The organism is Occallatibacter sp. (assembly GCF_036502485.1).
Classification (GTDB): Bacteria; Acidobacteriota; Terriglobia; order Terriglobales; family Acidobacteriaceae; genus Telmatobacter.
On sequence record NZ_DASXYM010000043.1, the window covers coordinates 48,759 to 63,334 of the forward strand.

A 14,576-nucleotide genomic window follows, 5' to 3' on the forward strand; every position below is an offset into this window, starting at 1 on the left:
CGAAAGCCCGGTCTATCTACGCGTGGCCGCAGCCGTCACGGGTTCCAACTTGCCCAGGCTTACCAGCAGTTCCGCATTCAAGATGGCCGCACCTGCGGCGCCGCGAATCGTATTATGCGACAGAACCGTGAACTTCCAGTCCAGCAGACCGCACGGACGAAGCCTACCCACCGTCACGCCCATGCCCCGCCCGCGATTCCGATCCAGCCGCGGCTGCGGACGATCGTCCTGTGGCGCAAACTCCACCGGCTGCTCCGGCGCCATCGGAAGTTGCTGCCCTGCCAGAGGCTTGAACTCCGCCCACGCCGCCAGAATCTCTTCTTTCGTCGCCGCCCGGCCCAGCTTCTTGCCCAGCTTGATCGACACGCACTCGGTGTGCCCATCCTCCACCGCCACACGATTGCAATGCGCCGACATCCGCGCGCTCAGCGGCTTCACTTGATGGCCCTCGAAACGGCCCAGAAGCCTGAGCGTTTCCGCTTCCATCTTCTCTTCTTCGCTCTTGATGTAGGGCACTACATTGCCCAGAATGTCCATTGACGGCACGCCCGGATACCCCGCGCCACTGATCGCCTGCATCGTCGAAACGAAAATCTGCTCGATCCCAAAGCGCTCTTCCAAAGGCTTCAGAGCCACCACCAGCCCAATCGCTGAGCAGTTCGGGTTCGTCACCATATACCCGCCCGATTCCTTGCGCCACGACTGCTCCTCGATCAGGTGCAGGTGCTCCGCGTTCACCTCCGGAATCACCAGCGGCACCTCTGGATGCATGCGGAATGCGCTCGAGTTCGACACCACGGCGCAACCCGCCGCGGCAAACTTCGGCTCCAGTTCCTTCGCAATATCAGAGTCAAGCGCAGCGAAGATAATCTTCGGCGCCCCCACCGGTTCCGCCGACGATACCGTCATGTTCGCAATGCGATCCGGCAGCGGAAACTCTAGCCGCCACTTGGCCGCCTCGCCATACTTCTTCCCGCTCGAGCGGTCGCTGGCCGCAAGCCACGCAATCTCGAACCACGGATGGTTCTCAAGCAACTGGATGAAGCGCTGGCCCACCATTCCGGTGGCCCCAAGAATGCCAATTGAATATTTGTTTCGCATGATGGAAGTAAACATTTCAGTGTACAGGAAAGGCAGTCGTCCGAGGAGATACGCACATCGCCTCAGGGTTAACTCCGTGGACGCGCTGCCGTGAAATCTTCCAGCACGCAACTCGGCACCGGGACAACCCTAATCCGGCCGCACCGGCATAGCACACTGTTCGCCGGCGACGGTAGTCCACTCTCGCACATACCATCGCCTCACCAACCCATTCAGCACATACGGATCGGCCCGGGCAAACTCCTCAGCCACCGCGACCGAATCGCCTTTGAACAGCAAAACAGCTCCATCCACCGGATTCGCCAAGGCCCCTCCCAGCATCAATTCGCCACGTTCGCTCGCCGCCCAGGCCTTTTGTAAATGAAGTTTTCGTAATTCAGAGCGACGTGCGACATAGTCTTCGCTCACCTCATAGAAGAGCAGATAATGCATGACCTCCCTCTCTGACTTCCTGCGCCTCCATACTAAAACAACTCTGAAACCTGGCGGAAATCGCGTTGAACCGCCAAGATCCGTGTGTTTGCTTCGTCCTCGATCTCAAAACGCTGCTGCGTGCTTGAGCAACGCCGCGCCGCTTAGACCCCAAAGGTCGGCCGACCTCCGTCACTTGACGGAGAAATCAGAAAACAAATAGTGTCTCCACAATTCACTCTGCGCCGGGGCACGAGGCACGGCAGTTGGGCAGTTCACCCCCCCATGGACAGCCCGGCGCGAGCAATCTCTCTAAACGAAAGCAAGACACATCAGGAGGTCTTCCGAATGAGTAAGTCTCTATTTGCGTCGAGGGTTGTTCTGCCTCTTCTTGGCTGCTTCATCGCGACTCCCGTCGCCGTCCTCGATGCTCAGGCCCCGCAGCTACGACCCATGGTCCCCCCAGGCGGATCCGTAATCCTCGAACCTGGTCAGCGCCCCGTCACCCTCCACCCGACCGTGGACGCGATGGAAACTTACCGCCGCTTGAATCCGCGTGCCGGTGCTTCTGGCGCCGCCAGCACCACAAACCAGCTCTACTACCACGGTGGGGTGGGCGGCGTCGGCGTGGAGACCGCGCCCAAGGTCTACCTCGTTCTGTGGGGCTCGCAGTGGACTGGCAAGGATCCCAGCGGAGAATCCCAGATCCTCCAAAACTTCTACACGGGGGTGGGTGGCAGTTCCTGGAATAACAGCGTCACCCAGTACTGCCAGGGAGTCAGCAGCGGAACCTACTTCTGCACCAGCGGCACCCACGCAGGAAACCCATCCGGAATGCTCGCAGGCGTTTGGTCTGATACCTCGACCACCGCGCCCCGGCGCCCCAGCCAGTCGCAGATTGCCGCGGAGGCCACACGCGCGGCTTCGCACTTCGGCAACACCTCCGCCTCCAGCAATCAGAGCATTCAATACGTGATCGCCTCACCGCACGGAGTGACGCCCTCCGGGTTCGGCTCGCAGTATTGCGCCTGGCACAGCTCAACCAGTTCGTCCTACGGCAACATTGCCTATACCAACCTTCCCTATATGACTGACGCGGGCGCAAGCTGCGGCGCCAATTTCAACGGCCTCGGCCCCAATGCCGGAATCACCATCGTGGGCGGCCATGAGATGGCCGAAAGCGAAACCGACCAGTTCCCGAATGGCGGCTGGCTCGACTCCAGCGGCGAGGAAAACGGCGACAAATGCGCATGGATCTCCTCCGGCCAGGGCGCCTCCGCGAGGGTCACCTTCCCCAACGGCAGCGCTTTCCCCGTCCAGTCGCTGTGGAGCAACGCCTTCAACAGCCAGACCGGCGGCTGCGTACTTTCCTACTAAACCACGCACCTCTGCAGACTCCACAAAAACGCCGGAGCCATCAGCTCCGGCGTTTTCGTTAGCACTTTGCATTGCGTTTCCTTCTGTCGCTCCCGCACTCCGCCACCCTTTGTCATCCTTGTATCTCTGAATAAGCGGCAGTTTCGATGAGACTGTCGTAGTGGGGGAGCCGAGACATCGGCTCCCGCGCGGGCGAACGGCTCCCGTTCATGCTGCGGTCTTAGCGACCGACGCTCAGCCCAGGGGCCGCTGCCCAAGTCACGCACGACCGAACAGTCGCAAGACACTTCAGTCGCACATACAAGGCAGGTTACCGTGACACGGATCATTGGTGGAGTGGATATCGCATCATCGTCTCTGGCCGCGCGCATCGGAGAGGATGGCGCCGCCGCAACCTTCCCCAACACCGCAGAGGGCATTGCCGCTCTGGCCGCGTTCTGTGCACCTCATCCTGTGGAACTGGTTGCCATGGAAGCGACCGGCGGCTATGAGCAGCAAGCCTTTGCAAAGTTGTCCGAGCACGGCCTGCCGGTAGCCGTACTCAACCCTCGCGCGGTGCGCCAGTTCGCCCAGAGTATGGGCTGGCTGGAGAAGACCGATGCCATCGACGCCGGCATGATCGCCTGGTACGCCGCAACCAGGAACTCCCGGCCAGCATGCCTGGCCCCACAAACCCAGCTCGAGCTGCGCGCCCGCGTTACGCGCCTGCGCCAGCTCACCGAGGCGCGCACCGTCCAGAAGAACCGTCAGCGTCTGGTCACCAACCACGCTGTACGCAAGGGCTTCAGCAAGAGCTCGCCTTCCTGGCTGAGCAAATCGAGGAACTGGAACAGGCCATCGCCACACTCATCGAAGCCGACCCCCTGTGGCGCGAGCTCAACAATCAGGCCTTCCGCACCATCAAAGGCGTGGCGGACCGCACAGTAGCGCGCATCATGGCTGAGATGCCGGAGATCGGCACGCTGTCGAACAAAACCATCTCCAAGCTGGCCGGACTGGCCCCGCTGGCCAACGACTCGGGCAAGCACCAGGGCAAGCGCTCGGTGCGCCGAGGCCGTGCCGCGGTGCGCGGCATCCTGTTCCTGGCCGGCAGCGTCGTGGCTCGCCACGAGCCCGACTTCATCGCCTTCCAGCAGCACCTCCGCGCGGCCGGAAAACCTCCAAAAGGAGTGCGCATCACCGTCGCGGACCAGAGCCCGCCAGGTCCGCCGCCAAAAGCTTCCCGCCTGCGAGCCCACCCAACAGGCAGCAGCCATGGTTTAACGAACACCAACCTCACAGCAGCCGTAGCCGTGGTTGTGGGAAAGCGGAAACGGCACTCTCGTTTTCCGCTTTTCCATCAACCCGCCCCTTGACAATCCAGACAGTCGCTGAGCGAAGCAAAGGACCCGAGATTGCACTTGCATTTGCTTTGCACTTGCTTCTTCTTTTCTGTCTGTCATTCCCGCACAGGGAACCTGCTTCTCACCTGCCGGACGAAGATCACCCCATTGCCTGCAACACCGCATTCGCAAACGTCGTCGTTCCACACGTCCCGCCCACATCCCGCGTCAGGCACTTGCGCTCTTCATACACCGTCTCCAGAGCCTTCTGAATCCTGTCCGCCGCGGCCTCTTCATCCAGATGACGCAGCATCAGAATCGCCGACTGCAGCAGCGCCGTCGGATTGGCAATATCCTTCCCCGCAATATCCGGCGCCGATCCATGAACTGCCTCGAAGATGGCGCAGTCGTGTCCCAGATTCGCTCCCGGCACCAGCCCCAGCCCGCCCACAAACGCCGCACAAAGGTCGCTCACAATATCGCCGTAGAGATTCTCCAGCAGCAGCGTGTCGTACTGATACGGATTCATCACCAGTTGCATGCAAGTGTTATCGATGATGTGCTCGCCGTACTGCACATCATGGAACTCCTCCGCCACTTTGCGCGCACAGCGCAAAAACAGTCCATCGGAGAGCTTCATTATGTTCGCCTTGTGAATTGAATGAATCTTCTTGCGCCGGTGCTTGCGCGCATAGTCGAACGCAAACCGCGCAATGCGCGTCGATCCCTTCTCCGTGATCACCTTGATCGACTCGACCACGCCCGGCACCACCTCGTGCTCCAGGCCGACGTATTCGCCCTCGGTGTTTTCGCGGACGATGATGAGATCGACGCCGGGCCAATGGGATGTGAGCCCCGGCAGCAGCTTGATGGGCCGGAAGTTTGCGAAGAGGTCGAACTTCTTGCGCAGCGTGACGTTGATGCTCTTGAAGCCGCCGCCTATGGGGGTGGTGACAGGCCCCTTGAGCGCCACCTTGTTGCGTTCAATCGAGTCGCAGAGCGCCTGCGGAATGTATTCGCCGAAGATTTCGAAGGCTTCAGCGCCGGCGGCGAACTGCTCCCAATCGAATTTGACGCCGGTAGCTTCAAGAATGCGCACGACAGCCTGCGTGACCTCGGGGCCGATGCCGTCGCCGGGGATGAGGGTGACTTTGTGGGTTTTGGTCTCGGACATAGTGGCTTCTAGCTGCTAGCTCCTAGCTACTAGCCTAAAGCTTCTTGGAGGAAGGGTCGGCGTCGGGATCAAAATCAGGCTCAGGTCTGGGGCGCTGGATGGGTTGCAGATCGGGCTTCGTGCCGCCAAACGCAATCAAGCGCTGAGCAACTCCGCTGCGGATTAGGCATGCGGCAAATGCATCCTTGAGGTCGGGCTCAATTCGACTCCATTCCGCGCGGGGAGCATGCTGGCATCTTTAGACAATTGAACCATGCGCCTCAGTACTCAGCTGCGATTCTCTTTCGATTGATGCTCATCGTCTTTTACTTCTTGGTCTTCTGCCCGGATTCTTTCGATGAGGCGTGAAAGAATAGATTTCCAGCGTCAGCCAATCTTCACCCAGTAGTCGGTCAATTCGCCCGCGATCGTAGCCTTGAAGCCTGTTTCATCGAAGCTCGTGACGACGCCTTCTCCTGGCTCCGCGAAAACAAGCTCGCCCTTATCAACCCTGACTCGCGTACAGTGATTGGCTACCTGTGGCGCGTCTGTGTTGTTACCCGGCGCGTCAACGTTATTCCTCACCCTGTACACGATCCACTCGCAGTACTCGTCGGCGGTCACGGAATACTTGAAGATCATCGCTTGCGACGCGAGAGTGGCGCTGTTCTTTTTCCAAAAGATATTCAAGCTCCCGTGTCCGCGGCGTAGCGTATAGATCCCCTCGACGGTTGGGGACCGCAGTTCGGTGCCGTCCGCATTCACGCGCGTGACGAGCTTGTACGTGCCGTCAATATTCGTGCCGCTGTCTTCGCCGTCTGCTGGGCATCTGCGGTGATGGCAAGAACAGCGACCGCTATACAGATCAGGAGTTTGCATATTTGGTCTTCCTGTTTCTGAAACCCAGTCGATGGCTGGAACAGATGCACTACTTCTTGGCCTTCCCCGCCCGATTCCCCTCCAGCAACCCTTCCAGCTCTTCCTTGAACTCCCGCACATCCTTGAAGTCCCGGTACACGCTGGCGAACCGGATATACGCCACCGTATCCAGCCCCTTGAGGTGATCCATAATCAGCTCGCCAATCTCGCGCGTCGACCGCTCCCGCTCCTGCGCATCCATCACAAACTGCTCGGTCCCATCCACCACCTTCTCCAACTGGCTCGACGACACCGGCCGCTTCTCGCAAGCCCGGAGCAACCCGCTTAGAATCTTCTGCCGGTCGAAGCGCTCGCGCCGCCCATCCTTTTTCACCACCATGTAAGGAATCTCATCAATCCGTTCATAGGTCGTGAAGCGTCGGTTGCAGCGCTCGCACTCCCGCCGCCGACGGATCGAGTCCGCCTCTTTGCTCTCGCGTGAATCGACCACTCGATCCTGCGCAAACCCGCAGTAGGGACATTTCATGCCGAGATCGATTCTAGGGCATCGACTAGCGTTTGCGGAATGAGAGGCTTGCGCCCCCGCGAATGCAATCTGGCGCCATCGAGCCCCGATCAATCCTCCTTCGCCCAGAAAGATCTCGGGCGGCATGTCGATTGACCGATCCCCGCTTCGTCATGAAATTGAGGCCATCAAACGCCTACAATCCCAACACGGAGGTTCTCCCCATGCAATATCTCCTCATGCTCTACTCTGACGAATCCAGATGGAGCGCCATGTCTGCCGAGCAGCAGCAGCAGGGCGTCGCGGCCTACATGGCATATCGCGAGTCGCTCGCGGCCGCCGGCGTTCTGGCCGGATCCAATCGCCTGCGTCCCGCCACCACCGCCACCACCCTCCACGCTGCGAACAACAAGGTGCAGGTCCTCGATGGCCCATTCGTCGATTCCAAGGAGGAACTCGGCGGCTACTTCCTCATCGATGTCCCGGATCTCGACGCAGCCCTCTCCTGGGCTTCGAAGTGCCCAGCTGTCGACCATGGTTCGGTCGAAGTCCGCGCCATCTGGGCCTCCGCCGGAACAGCTAACGCTGCGCCCGTCCCCCAGGAAGCTGTCGCCAGCCGATAGTCGCCATCCTGATCCTCCAGAACACGCCTCCGGGTGGCGTCTTGCGCAACCAGACGCCACCCACTTGACCACCTGACTTATGACTCTCGACACCGCCCGCGCCCACCAGACCGCTGAAGCTGTCGCCCGCACCAGCTACAGCAAGCTCATCGCGTGGCTGGCAGCCCGCTGCGGCAGCGTATCGGCAGCCGAAGACGCCCTCTCCGAAGCCTTCGCCGCGGCCCTCCAGAGCTGGCCTCTCCAGGGCTGCCCGCAAAATCCCGACGCCTGGCTGCTCACCGTCGCCCGCCGCAAGCTCATCGACCTCACCCGCCGACAGCGCCCTGAGGCCGGGTCGGACGAACTCGATACCGTCCCCGCGTCGCTCGACGAAGCCGCCACCTCCCCCCTCCCCGATCGCCGCCTCGGCCTTCTTTTTGCCTGCGCCCACCCCGCCATCCATGCCGCCATCCGCGCCCCGCTCATGCTCCAGGTAGTGCTCGGCCTTGAAGCCGCTCAAATCGCCTCCGCCTTCCTCATGTCGCCTTCCGCAATGAGCCAGCGCCTGGTTCGCGCCAAGACCAAAATCCGTCAGGCAGGAATCCCCTTCCACATTCCCCAGCGTGAGCAGATGCCGGAGCGCCTTGAGGCCGTCCTCGACGCCATCTACACCGCGTTCTCCGAGGGATGGCAAGACCCCGCCGGTTCCGATCCCGCGCGCCGCGAACTCGCCGGCGAAGCCATCTACCTCGGCCACATCGTCGCCGATCTGCTGCCCTCCGAACCCGAAGCCTTCGGCCTCCTCGCCCTCATGCTCTACGCCGAGGCCCGCCGCGCCGCACGCCGCAACGCCTCCGGCGAATTCGTTCCGCTGCAGCAGCAAAACACCTCCTTATGGGACGCCAGCCTCAATTCCAAAGCCGAAGCCTCCCTCCTCCATGCCAGCCGCTTCGGCCGCATCGGCCGCTTTCAGCTCGAGGCTGCCATCCAGTCGGCCCATGTCGAGCGCCATCGCACTGGCATCACCAACTGGCCCGCCATCCTCACCCTCTACAACGCGCTCTTCGCCCTCACCAGCTCGCCCGTAGTTGCCCTCAATCGCGCCCTCGCCCTCGCTGAAGTGGACGGCCCGCACCCCGCCCTCCTCACCCTCGATGAACTCGCCGCCGACACTCGCCTGCTTGATTACCAGCCCTACTGGGCCGCCCGCGCTGACCTCCTCAACCGCGCCCGCCAGCCCGCCCAGGCCGATCTCGCCTACCAGCGCGCCATCGGCCTCGAACGCGACCCCGCCGTCCGCCACTTCCTCCAGCGACGCCGCGACGCCGCACACTAAAGCGGCATGAGAAAGCGCCAAAACCAGCGGGAATGCACCATTTCGTGCAACAGCCTCCCGGCGCCGGGCGGTATGATGGAACTGTCGTTCTGATTTAGTCTCATGGGTCAGGCGCAAGCCTTAATGCATGCAGCTCCTGAATCGTCCAGGTGCGCGAGCCGCAGCCCCCTGCTCGCCGAGGTTAGAGCATTTTCAGAGTTCACCTATCCCGTCCAGACGGGAGCCGTGTTCTTGAAAAAGCGCCACCTCAGATTCATGGCGCGGGGCACAGCGCCCACAGGGCGCCGTAGTTGGTCTCCCATCGCCCATAGCAGGTCTACCATGGTCGGTTCCAAAAAGTTGCTGCCTCAATCTCGCCGAAGGAGAGTGCACTTTGAAAAAGCTTTCTCGTATTTTTGTTCCGGTTTTGCTTCTCGTCGCCCTGGTTGCGGTCGCCGGTTGTAAGAAAAAGGAGAAGCCGCTGCCGCCCCCCGCTGAGGCTCCCCCAGCGGCCCCGGCACCCACCGCACAGCTCACCGCCACGCCCTCCAGCATCTCGGCCGGTGATCAGGTACAGCTCACCTGGAAAACCACGGACGCCACCACCGTCACCATCGACGGCATCGGCGACGTGCCTACCTCCGGCGTGAAGACCGTTACGCCCGCCACCTCCACCAGCTATCACCTGGTGGCCCGCGGTGAGGGCGGCACCGCAGACGCCACAGCCCGCGTCACCGTGGAGCAGAAGCCCGCCGTGGCGGTCCCCAGCAACACCATGAGCGAAGAAGAAGAATTCCGCGCCAACGTGCACGACATCTTCTTCGACTACGACACCGCCGACATTCGCGGCGATGCGCAGAGCATCCTTTCGCAGGATGCGGCCTACCTGAACAGCCATCCCAACGTGAAGGTGGTCGTCGGCGGCTACTGCGACGAGCGAGGCTCCAATGAGTACAACCTCGCCCTCGGCCAGAACCGTGCCGAAGCCGCCCGCAACGCCCTGGTCAACGCCGGCGTGGCCGCGACCCGCCTGCGCGTCATCAGCTACGGCAAGGAGAAGCCCTTCTGCAGCGACTCCACCGAAGAGTGCTGGCAGCAAAACCGCCGCGCTGGCTTCACGCTCGACCGCTAAAGCGGGGTCCCCGGCAATCCACCCGGCTGTCGGAATGCCTGATGGTCCACGCCCGTTTCCGCGGGCGTGGACCCTGTATTCTTGGGTTATGCCCGCCTCTGTCGCCGCAACTGGCAGCCAGTATCCACCCCGGGCCGTCAGCTTCAACAGGTGATCTCATGAAGAACCTACGCAGTCCCCGTCTCCTCGCCGCCGCCCTTCTCGCCACCATCGTGCTGCTCGCTCCGGCGCGTGCTCACGCCGTTTCCAAAGAGATTGTGGAGCTCCAGACGCAGGTGCAACAGTTGCTCGACATGATGCAGCGGCTGCAATCCACCATGGATACGCGCTTCGGCGTCATCCAGCACCTGGTGGAGCAGACGGCCGACAGCACCAACCGCATGTCCGCAGCCGTCAGCGACCTGCAGCAGAAGATCGCCGCGCAGAATGAAGCGCTGGGTGGAAAAGTCGATTCCGCTTCCGGGCAGGTGCAATCGCTCAATGATTCGATGGATGAGCTCAAATCCCGCGCCAACAAGCTGCAGGAATCACTGAATGCATTGCAGACCCAGATGCAGAACACCCAGGCTCCTCCTGCCGGTCAATCCCCTCAGGGAGGTCCCGGCCAGGCTCCGGGACCGCAAGGTTCGCCGAGCCCAGGCGGCGGCCAGACGGCAAACATGGCGCCGCCTTTGCAGGACACGTTCCAGGCTGGCGTGCGCGACTTTAACAGCGCCAAATACAACGTCGCCCAAGGCGAGTTTCAGGACATCATCCAGTACTATCCAAACGATGACCTCGCCGGACAGGCGCAGTTCTACCTCGGTGAAATCGCCTATCGCCAGCAGGACTACAACAACGCGGTCAAGGCCTATAACTCCGTTCTCGAGAGCTTCCCCACCAGCAGCAAGGCGCCCGCGGCGCAGCTCCACAAGGGACTGTCGCTGCTCGCCATGAACAAGCGCAATCCCGGCATTGAAGAGCTGCGCTCTCTCATCCGCAAGCACCCCCAGACTCCTGAGGCCGCACAGGCCCGCACCAAGCTGAACGGCATGGGCGTCCGCATCACGGCCTCCGCGCCTGCGCCCCGCTAGACCCTTATCAAATCCGCAGGCCGAATCCCCGCCGCCTGCCCCTCCAAGTTTTCATGCCGCCCCTCGCCCGCGCAGTTTATCCTCCAGTGGAGTTCAGTCCACCCCTTGCGCCCCTTCCCGGCCTGGCGCGGATTGAACCGGTTGAATCGGGAGGATGAATGAATCAGCAAAACTCAAGCAAAGTACTCGGCGTCTCGCTCGAACAGGCGCGCGCGGTCATTCGCGCCGGCCAAACGAAGGCCGAGGAAATCGGCGTGCCCATGAACATTGCCGTGGTCGACGCGGGCGCTAACCTCGTCGCCTTCGAGCGCATGGAAGGTGCGTGGATCGGCAGCATCGACATCTCCATGAACAAGGCGTTCACGTCGCGCGCATTCGACATCACCACCAAAGATCTCGCCGCAAATTCGCAGAGCGGCGATCAGTTCTTCGGCATTCATGTTTCCAATCACGGCCGCATCATGATCTTCGCCGGCGGCATTCCGCTCAAGCGCAATGGTGAAGTCGTAGGTGCCGTCGGCGTCAGCGGCAGTTCGGGGGAGAACGACCACGCAGTCGCAGAAACCGCCGCGGCAGCATTCAACTAAGCCCTGACCAGCACACAGCGAAACAAAGCCCCGCATCACTGCACCCGCATCGCTGCGGGGCTTTTTGTTCTACTCCCCATTCCCTGCTTCCTGCTCTACTACTGCAGGCTCGCCATCAACTGCTCCAGAGCAGACTTCGGCGGCCGTGTTACCGATTCCGAAAGCTGCCCCAGTGGCTCGTCCACCACATTCAGCAGATCCATGAACGAGGGCTTCTGCGTGTCGATGTAGAACACGCCGGTCAGCACTTCCTGACTCGCCTGCGCCTCCATCAGCGTGCGCACAGCGTTGGCCTTGTCCGTCGGGTCGTAGTCATCCTTCAACTTGCGAAGCCGGAGACTTGATCCGTCGTGCATCTCCACGTCGTACACCTGGCCGGAGTCGTAATCAACCTCGATGTCTTCAAAGCTGGCCACAAAGCCAATCTCGGCCACCGGCTCATCGTGATCCTGCATGAACTTGTAGCTCTTCGTTGAACCCTCGTGATCGTTGAACGTCACGCAGGGGCTGATCACGTCCAGCATCACCGTGCCCTTGTGCGCAATCGCCGCCTTCAGCATCGCCAGCAACTGCTTCTTGTCGCCGCTGAAAGAACGCCCCACAAAGGTAGCGCCAAGCTGGATGGCCAGAGCGCAGGTGTCGATCGGAGGCAGATCGTTGATCACGCCCGTCTTCAGCTTCGAACCCAGGTCGGCCGTCGCCGAGAACTGGCCCTTCGTCAGCCCATACACGCCGTTGTTCTCAATGATGTAAATCATCGGCAGATTGCGGCGCAGAAGGTGCACAAACTGGCCCATGCCGATCGAAGCCGTGTCGCCGTCGCCGGAGACGCCAATCGTCGTCATGGTGTGGTTGGCGAGAATGGCGCCCGTCGAGACCGAGGGCATGCGACCGTGCACACTGTTGAAGCTGTGCGCGCGGCTCATGAAGTATGCCGGGCTCTTCGACGAGCAGCCGATGCCGCTCATCTTCATCACCCGTTCGGGCTCCACGCCCATCTCGTACATGGCGTCGATGATGCGCTCGGAGATGGCGTTGTGGCCGCAGCCGGCGCACAACGTCGACTTGCCGCCGCGATACTCGATGACGGGAAGACCGATGCGATTGACTTTAGGTGTGGGAGTTGCTGTGGCCATGATTTAGAGGCCCTCCTTCGTGGCAAACTCTTCCGTGATGCTGCGCGCATCCAGCGGCAGGCCGCCGTAGTACAAAATCGACCGCAGCTTGACTACCTGCTCGGCGGGAAGATCCAGCTTCAGAAGGCTCTGCATCTGCGCATCGCGGTTCTGCTCGACCACGTACACGCGCTCGTGCGAGGCCACGAAATCGTGGATCTCATGCGCAAACGGATAAGCCCGCACACGCAGATAATCCACATCCGTCTTGTACTCGTTCTTGATCTGGTCCATGCTCTCGAGCACCGCGTAGTTTGAGCTGCCGTAAGCGATCAAACCCACCTTCGACGTGCCGTTCTTCACAATCTGCGGAGCCGGAACCAGCTTGCGCGCGCTCTCAAACTTCCGCACCAGGCGATCGACTATGTATTGATACTCGTCGGGCTTCTCCGTGTAGCCGGCGTTCGCGTTATGACCGGATCCGCGCGTAAAGTACGCCGCCTTGGGGTGCATCGTTCCGGGCAGCGTACGCCAGCCGACGGCATCGCCGTCCACATCCTTGTAGCGCGCGAATCCGCCCGCCTTCTCCAGGTCTTCCTTGCTAAGAACCTTGCCGCGATCCAGAGGCTTCTCCGGATAGGCGAACTGATCGCTCATCCAGTTGTTCATGCCCAGGTCCAGATCGGTCAGCACAAAAATCGGCGTCTGCAGCCGCTCCGCCAGGTCGAATGCCTCGCCGCCCATCTCAAAGCACTCCATCACCGAGCCCGGGAACAGCAGAATGTGCTTGGTATCGCCGTGCGAGAGAAACGCCGTCGACAGCACATCGCCCTGCTGCGTGCGCGTCGGCATGCCCGTCGAGGGACCTGTGCGCTGTACGTCGAAGATCACGCCAGGAATCTCGGCGTAGTAGCCCAGGCCCGTGAACTCCGCCATCAGCGAAATGCCCGGGCCCGAAGTCGACGTCATTGACCGTGCGCCCGCCCAGCCCGCGCCCAGCACCATGCCGATTGCCGCCAGTTCGTCTTCAGCCTGCACCACCGCAAACGTCGCCTTGCCATCCTCGTTCACGCGATACTTCTTCAGCAGGTCCGTCGCCGCTTCCACCAGCGAAGTAGACGGCGTGATGGGATACCACGCAATCACCGTGACACCCGCGAACACCGCGCCCATGCCGCACGCCGCGTTGCCGTCAATGATGATCTTCCCCGCGGTCTGGTTCATGTGCTCGATCACGAAAGGATCCTGCTTCACCAGCTTCTCAGCCGCGAAATCCCGCCCGGCCTTCACCGCGCCAAAATTGAGATCGAACACCTTCTGCTTCTTGGCGAACTGCTTCTTGACGGCCCCCTCGACGATCCCAATGTCAATCGACAGCAGTTGCGCCACAACTCCCACATACACCATGTTCTTGACCAGCTTGCGCAACTTGGCCTCAGTGCACACCGCGGCCGTGATCTTGTCGAACGGAACCGGATAGCAGATCACGTCGTCGCGATACTGCCTCAAGTTGAGGTTCTCCTCGTAGATCGCCACCGCTCCCGCCGGCAGACCAAGGATGTCGTCCTTCGCCGTCTCAGCGTTCAATGCCACCAGGATCTCGGTGTCGCGCTTGCGCGCCACATACCCGTCTTTGCTGGCGCGGATCGTATACCAGGTGGGAAGTCCGGCAATGTTCGACGGGAAGAGGTTCTTGCCGCTTACAGGAACTCCCATTCCGAAGATGCTCTTCAGCAGGACGCTATTGGCGGATTGCGAGCCGGACCCGTTCACCGTTGCTACGTTGATGCTGAAATCGTTGACTACGCGCTGGCGCGCGTCTGTGCGGCCCTGTTCTTGACCCAGGACCAGGTCTCCAGTCGCCATTTGGCCGGGATTCCCTTCCGATAGAATTCGTTGCGGAGGTACGCTTACGCACCTACCTGAGCTGATGGTTCCTGAAACCGAAACACTCAAATCGACGCCACCACCGGGCTGCGGCGACCTGGCTTAAAACCCAGGAGA

General features: G+C 61.3%; 13 protein-coding genes and 1 pseudogene. 7 read left to right on the plus strand and 7 right to left on the minus strand.

What is annotated here, in order from left to right; genetic code table 11:
- Positions 1-12 precede the first annotated feature (12 nt).
- Both asd and VGL22_RS06910 read right to left on the minus strand, forming a co-directional pair.
- Positions 13-1,101, minus strand: coding sequence for an aspartate-semialdehyde dehydrogenase (gene asd, locus VGL22_RS06905; RefSeq protein WP_465266169.1), 1,089 nt, complete (start codon positions 1,099-1,101; stop codon positions 13-15).
- Between the two features lie 129 nt (positions 1,102-1,230).
- Positions 1,231-1,533: a YciI-like protein gene (locus VGL22_RS06910; RefSeq protein ID WP_465266170.1), complete on the minus strand. Its 303-nt coding sequence runs from the start codon at positions 1,531-1,533 to the stop codon at positions 1,231-1,233.
- Positions 1,534-1,860: 327 nt separating this feature from the next.
- Here VGL22_RS06910 and VGL22_RS06915 point away from each other — a divergent pair, with 327 nt between their 5' ends.
- Both VGL22_RS06915 and VGL22_RS06920 read left to right on the plus strand, forming a co-directional pair.
- Entirely contained in the window at positions 1,861-2,889 is a 1,029-nt protein-coding gene (locus VGL22_RS06915) for a hypothetical protein (RefSeq protein ID WP_465266171.1), read from the plus strand.
- 315 nt (positions 2,890-3,204) lie between these two features.
- Positions 3,205-4,124, plus strand: a pseudogene (locus VGL22_RS06920) (IS110 family RNA-guided transposase); the annotation flags it as partial.
- 247 nt (positions 4,125-4,371) lie between these two features.
- Here VGL22_RS06920 and VGL22_RS06925 read toward each other — a convergent pair.
- The 3 genes from VGL22_RS06925 to nrdR form a co-directional block, all read right to left on the minus strand.
- Positions 4,372-5,385, minus strand: a complete 1,014-nt coding sequence (locus VGL22_RS06925; protein ID WP_465266172.1) for an isocitrate/isopropylmalate dehydrogenase family protein — start codon at positions 5,383-5,385, stop codon at positions 4,372-4,374.
- A gap of 366 nt (positions 5,386-5,751) precedes the next feature.
- On the minus strand, positions 5,752-6,243 hold the full coding sequence (locus VGL22_RS06930; RefSeq protein WP_465266173.1) for a hypothetical protein: 492 nt from the start codon (positions 6,241-6,243) through the stop codon (positions 5,752-5,754).
- 49 nt (positions 6,244-6,292) lie between these two features.
- Positions 6,293-6,769 carry a transcriptional regulator NrdR gene (gene nrdR / locus VGL22_RS06935; RefSeq protein ID WP_465266174.1) on the minus strand — a complete coding sequence of 159 codons (477 nt, stop codon included), beginning with the start codon at positions 6,767-6,769 and terminating at the stop codon, positions 6,293-6,295.
- 203 nt (positions 6,770-6,972) lie between these two features.
- On the opposite strand from nrdR, the gene VGL22_RS06940 reads away from it, so the two are divergent.
- From VGL22_RS06940 to VGL22_RS06960, 5 genes are all read left to right on the plus strand, one after another.
- Positions 6,973-7,371, plus strand: a complete 399-nt coding sequence (locus VGL22_RS06940) for a YciI family protein (RefSeq protein ID WP_465266175.1) — start codon at positions 6,973-6,975, stop codon at positions 7,369-7,371.
- A gap of 79 nt (positions 7,372-7,450) precedes the next feature.
- Positions 7,451-8,686: an RNA polymerase sigma factor gene (locus tag VGL22_RS06945; RefSeq protein WP_465266176.1), complete on the plus strand. Its 1,236-nt coding sequence runs from the start codon at positions 7,451-7,453 to the stop codon at positions 8,684-8,686.
- A gap of 373 nt (positions 8,687-9,059) precedes the next feature.
- Complete coding sequence (pal, locus tag VGL22_RS06950) at positions 9,060-9,797, plus strand: peptidoglycan-associated lipoprotein Pal (protein ID WP_465266177.1); 738 nt, start codon at positions 9,060-9,062, stop codon at positions 9,795-9,797.
- A 158-nt stretch (positions 9,798-9,955) separates the two neighbouring features.
- Entirely contained in the window at positions 9,956-10,870 is a 915-nt protein-coding gene (locus VGL22_RS06955) for a tetratricopeptide repeat protein (RefSeq protein ID WP_465266178.1), read from the plus strand.
- Between the two features lie 158 nt (positions 10,871-11,028).
- Positions 11,029-11,457: a GlcG/HbpS family heme-binding protein gene (locus VGL22_RS06960; protein ID WP_465266179.1), complete on the plus strand. Its 429-nt coding sequence runs from the start codon at positions 11,029-11,031 to the stop codon at positions 11,455-11,457.
- Between the two features lie 98 nt (positions 11,458-11,555).
- Here VGL22_RS06960 and VGL22_RS06965 read toward each other — a convergent pair whose 3' ends face one another.
- Positions 11,556-12,593, minus strand: coding sequence for a 2-oxoacid:ferredoxin oxidoreductase subunit beta (locus VGL22_RS06965; protein ID WP_465266180.1), 1,038 nt, complete (start codon positions 12,591-12,593; stop codon positions 11,556-11,558).
- A 3-nt stretch (positions 12,594-12,596) separates the two neighbouring features.
- Positions 12,597-14,438, minus strand: coding sequence for a 2-oxoacid:acceptor oxidoreductase subunit alpha (locus VGL22_RS06970; protein ID WP_465266181.1), 1,842 nt, complete (start codon positions 14,436-14,438; stop codon positions 12,597-12,599).
- Positions 14,439-14,576 lie beyond the last annotated feature (138 nt).

What these genes read in the sequence shown, in the direction of transcription:
- asd (WP_465266169.1), bottom strand. Translation starts at nt 1,101, where the DNA reads ATGCGAAACAAATATTCAATTGGCATTCTTGGGGCCACCGGAATGGTG.
- VGL22_RS06910 (WP_465266170.1), bottom strand. Translation starts at nt 1,533, where the DNA reads ATGCATTATCTGCTCTTCTATGAGGTGAGCGAAGACTATGTCGCACGT.
- VGL22_RS06915 (WP_465266171.1), top strand. Translation starts at nt 1,861, where the DNA reads ATGAGTAAGTCTCTATTTGCGTCGAGGGTTGTTCTGCCTCTTCTTGGC.
- VGL22_RS06925 (WP_465266172.1), bottom strand. Translation starts at nt 5,385, where the DNA reads ATGTCCGAGACCAAAACCCACAAAGTCACCCTCATCCCCGGCGACGGC.
- VGL22_RS06930 (WP_465266173.1), bottom strand. Translation starts at nt 6,243, where the DNA reads ATGCAAACTCCTGATCTGTATAGCGGTCGCTGTTCTTGCCATCACCGC.
- nrdR (WP_465266174.1), bottom strand. Translation starts at nt 6,769, where the DNA reads ATGAAATGTCCCTACTGCGGGTTTGCGCAGGATCGAGTGGTCGATTCA.
- VGL22_RS06940 (WP_465266175.1), top strand. Translation starts at nt 6,973, where the DNA reads ATGCAATATCTCCTCATGCTCTACTCTGACGAATCCAGATGGAGCGCC.
- VGL22_RS06945 (WP_465266176.1), top strand. Translation starts at nt 7,451, where the DNA reads ATGACTCTCGACACCGCCCGCGCCCACCAGACCGCTGAAGCTGTCGCC.
- VGL22_RS06955 (WP_465266178.1), top strand. Translation starts at nt 9,956, where the DNA reads ATGAAGAACCTACGCAGTCCCCGTCTCCTCGCCGCCGCCCTTCTCGCC.
- VGL22_RS06960 (WP_465266179.1), top strand. Translation starts at nt 11,029, where the DNA reads ATGAATCAGCAAAACTCAAGCAAAGTACTCGGCGTCTCGCTCGAACAG.
- VGL22_RS06965 (WP_465266180.1), bottom strand. Translation starts at nt 12,593, where the DNA reads ATGGCCACAGCAACTCCCACACCTAAAGTCAATCGCATCGGTCTTCCC.
- VGL22_RS06970 (WP_465266181.1), bottom strand. Translation starts at nt 14,438, where the DNA reads ATGGCGACTGGAGACCTGGTCCTGGGTCAAGAACAGGGCCGCACAGAC.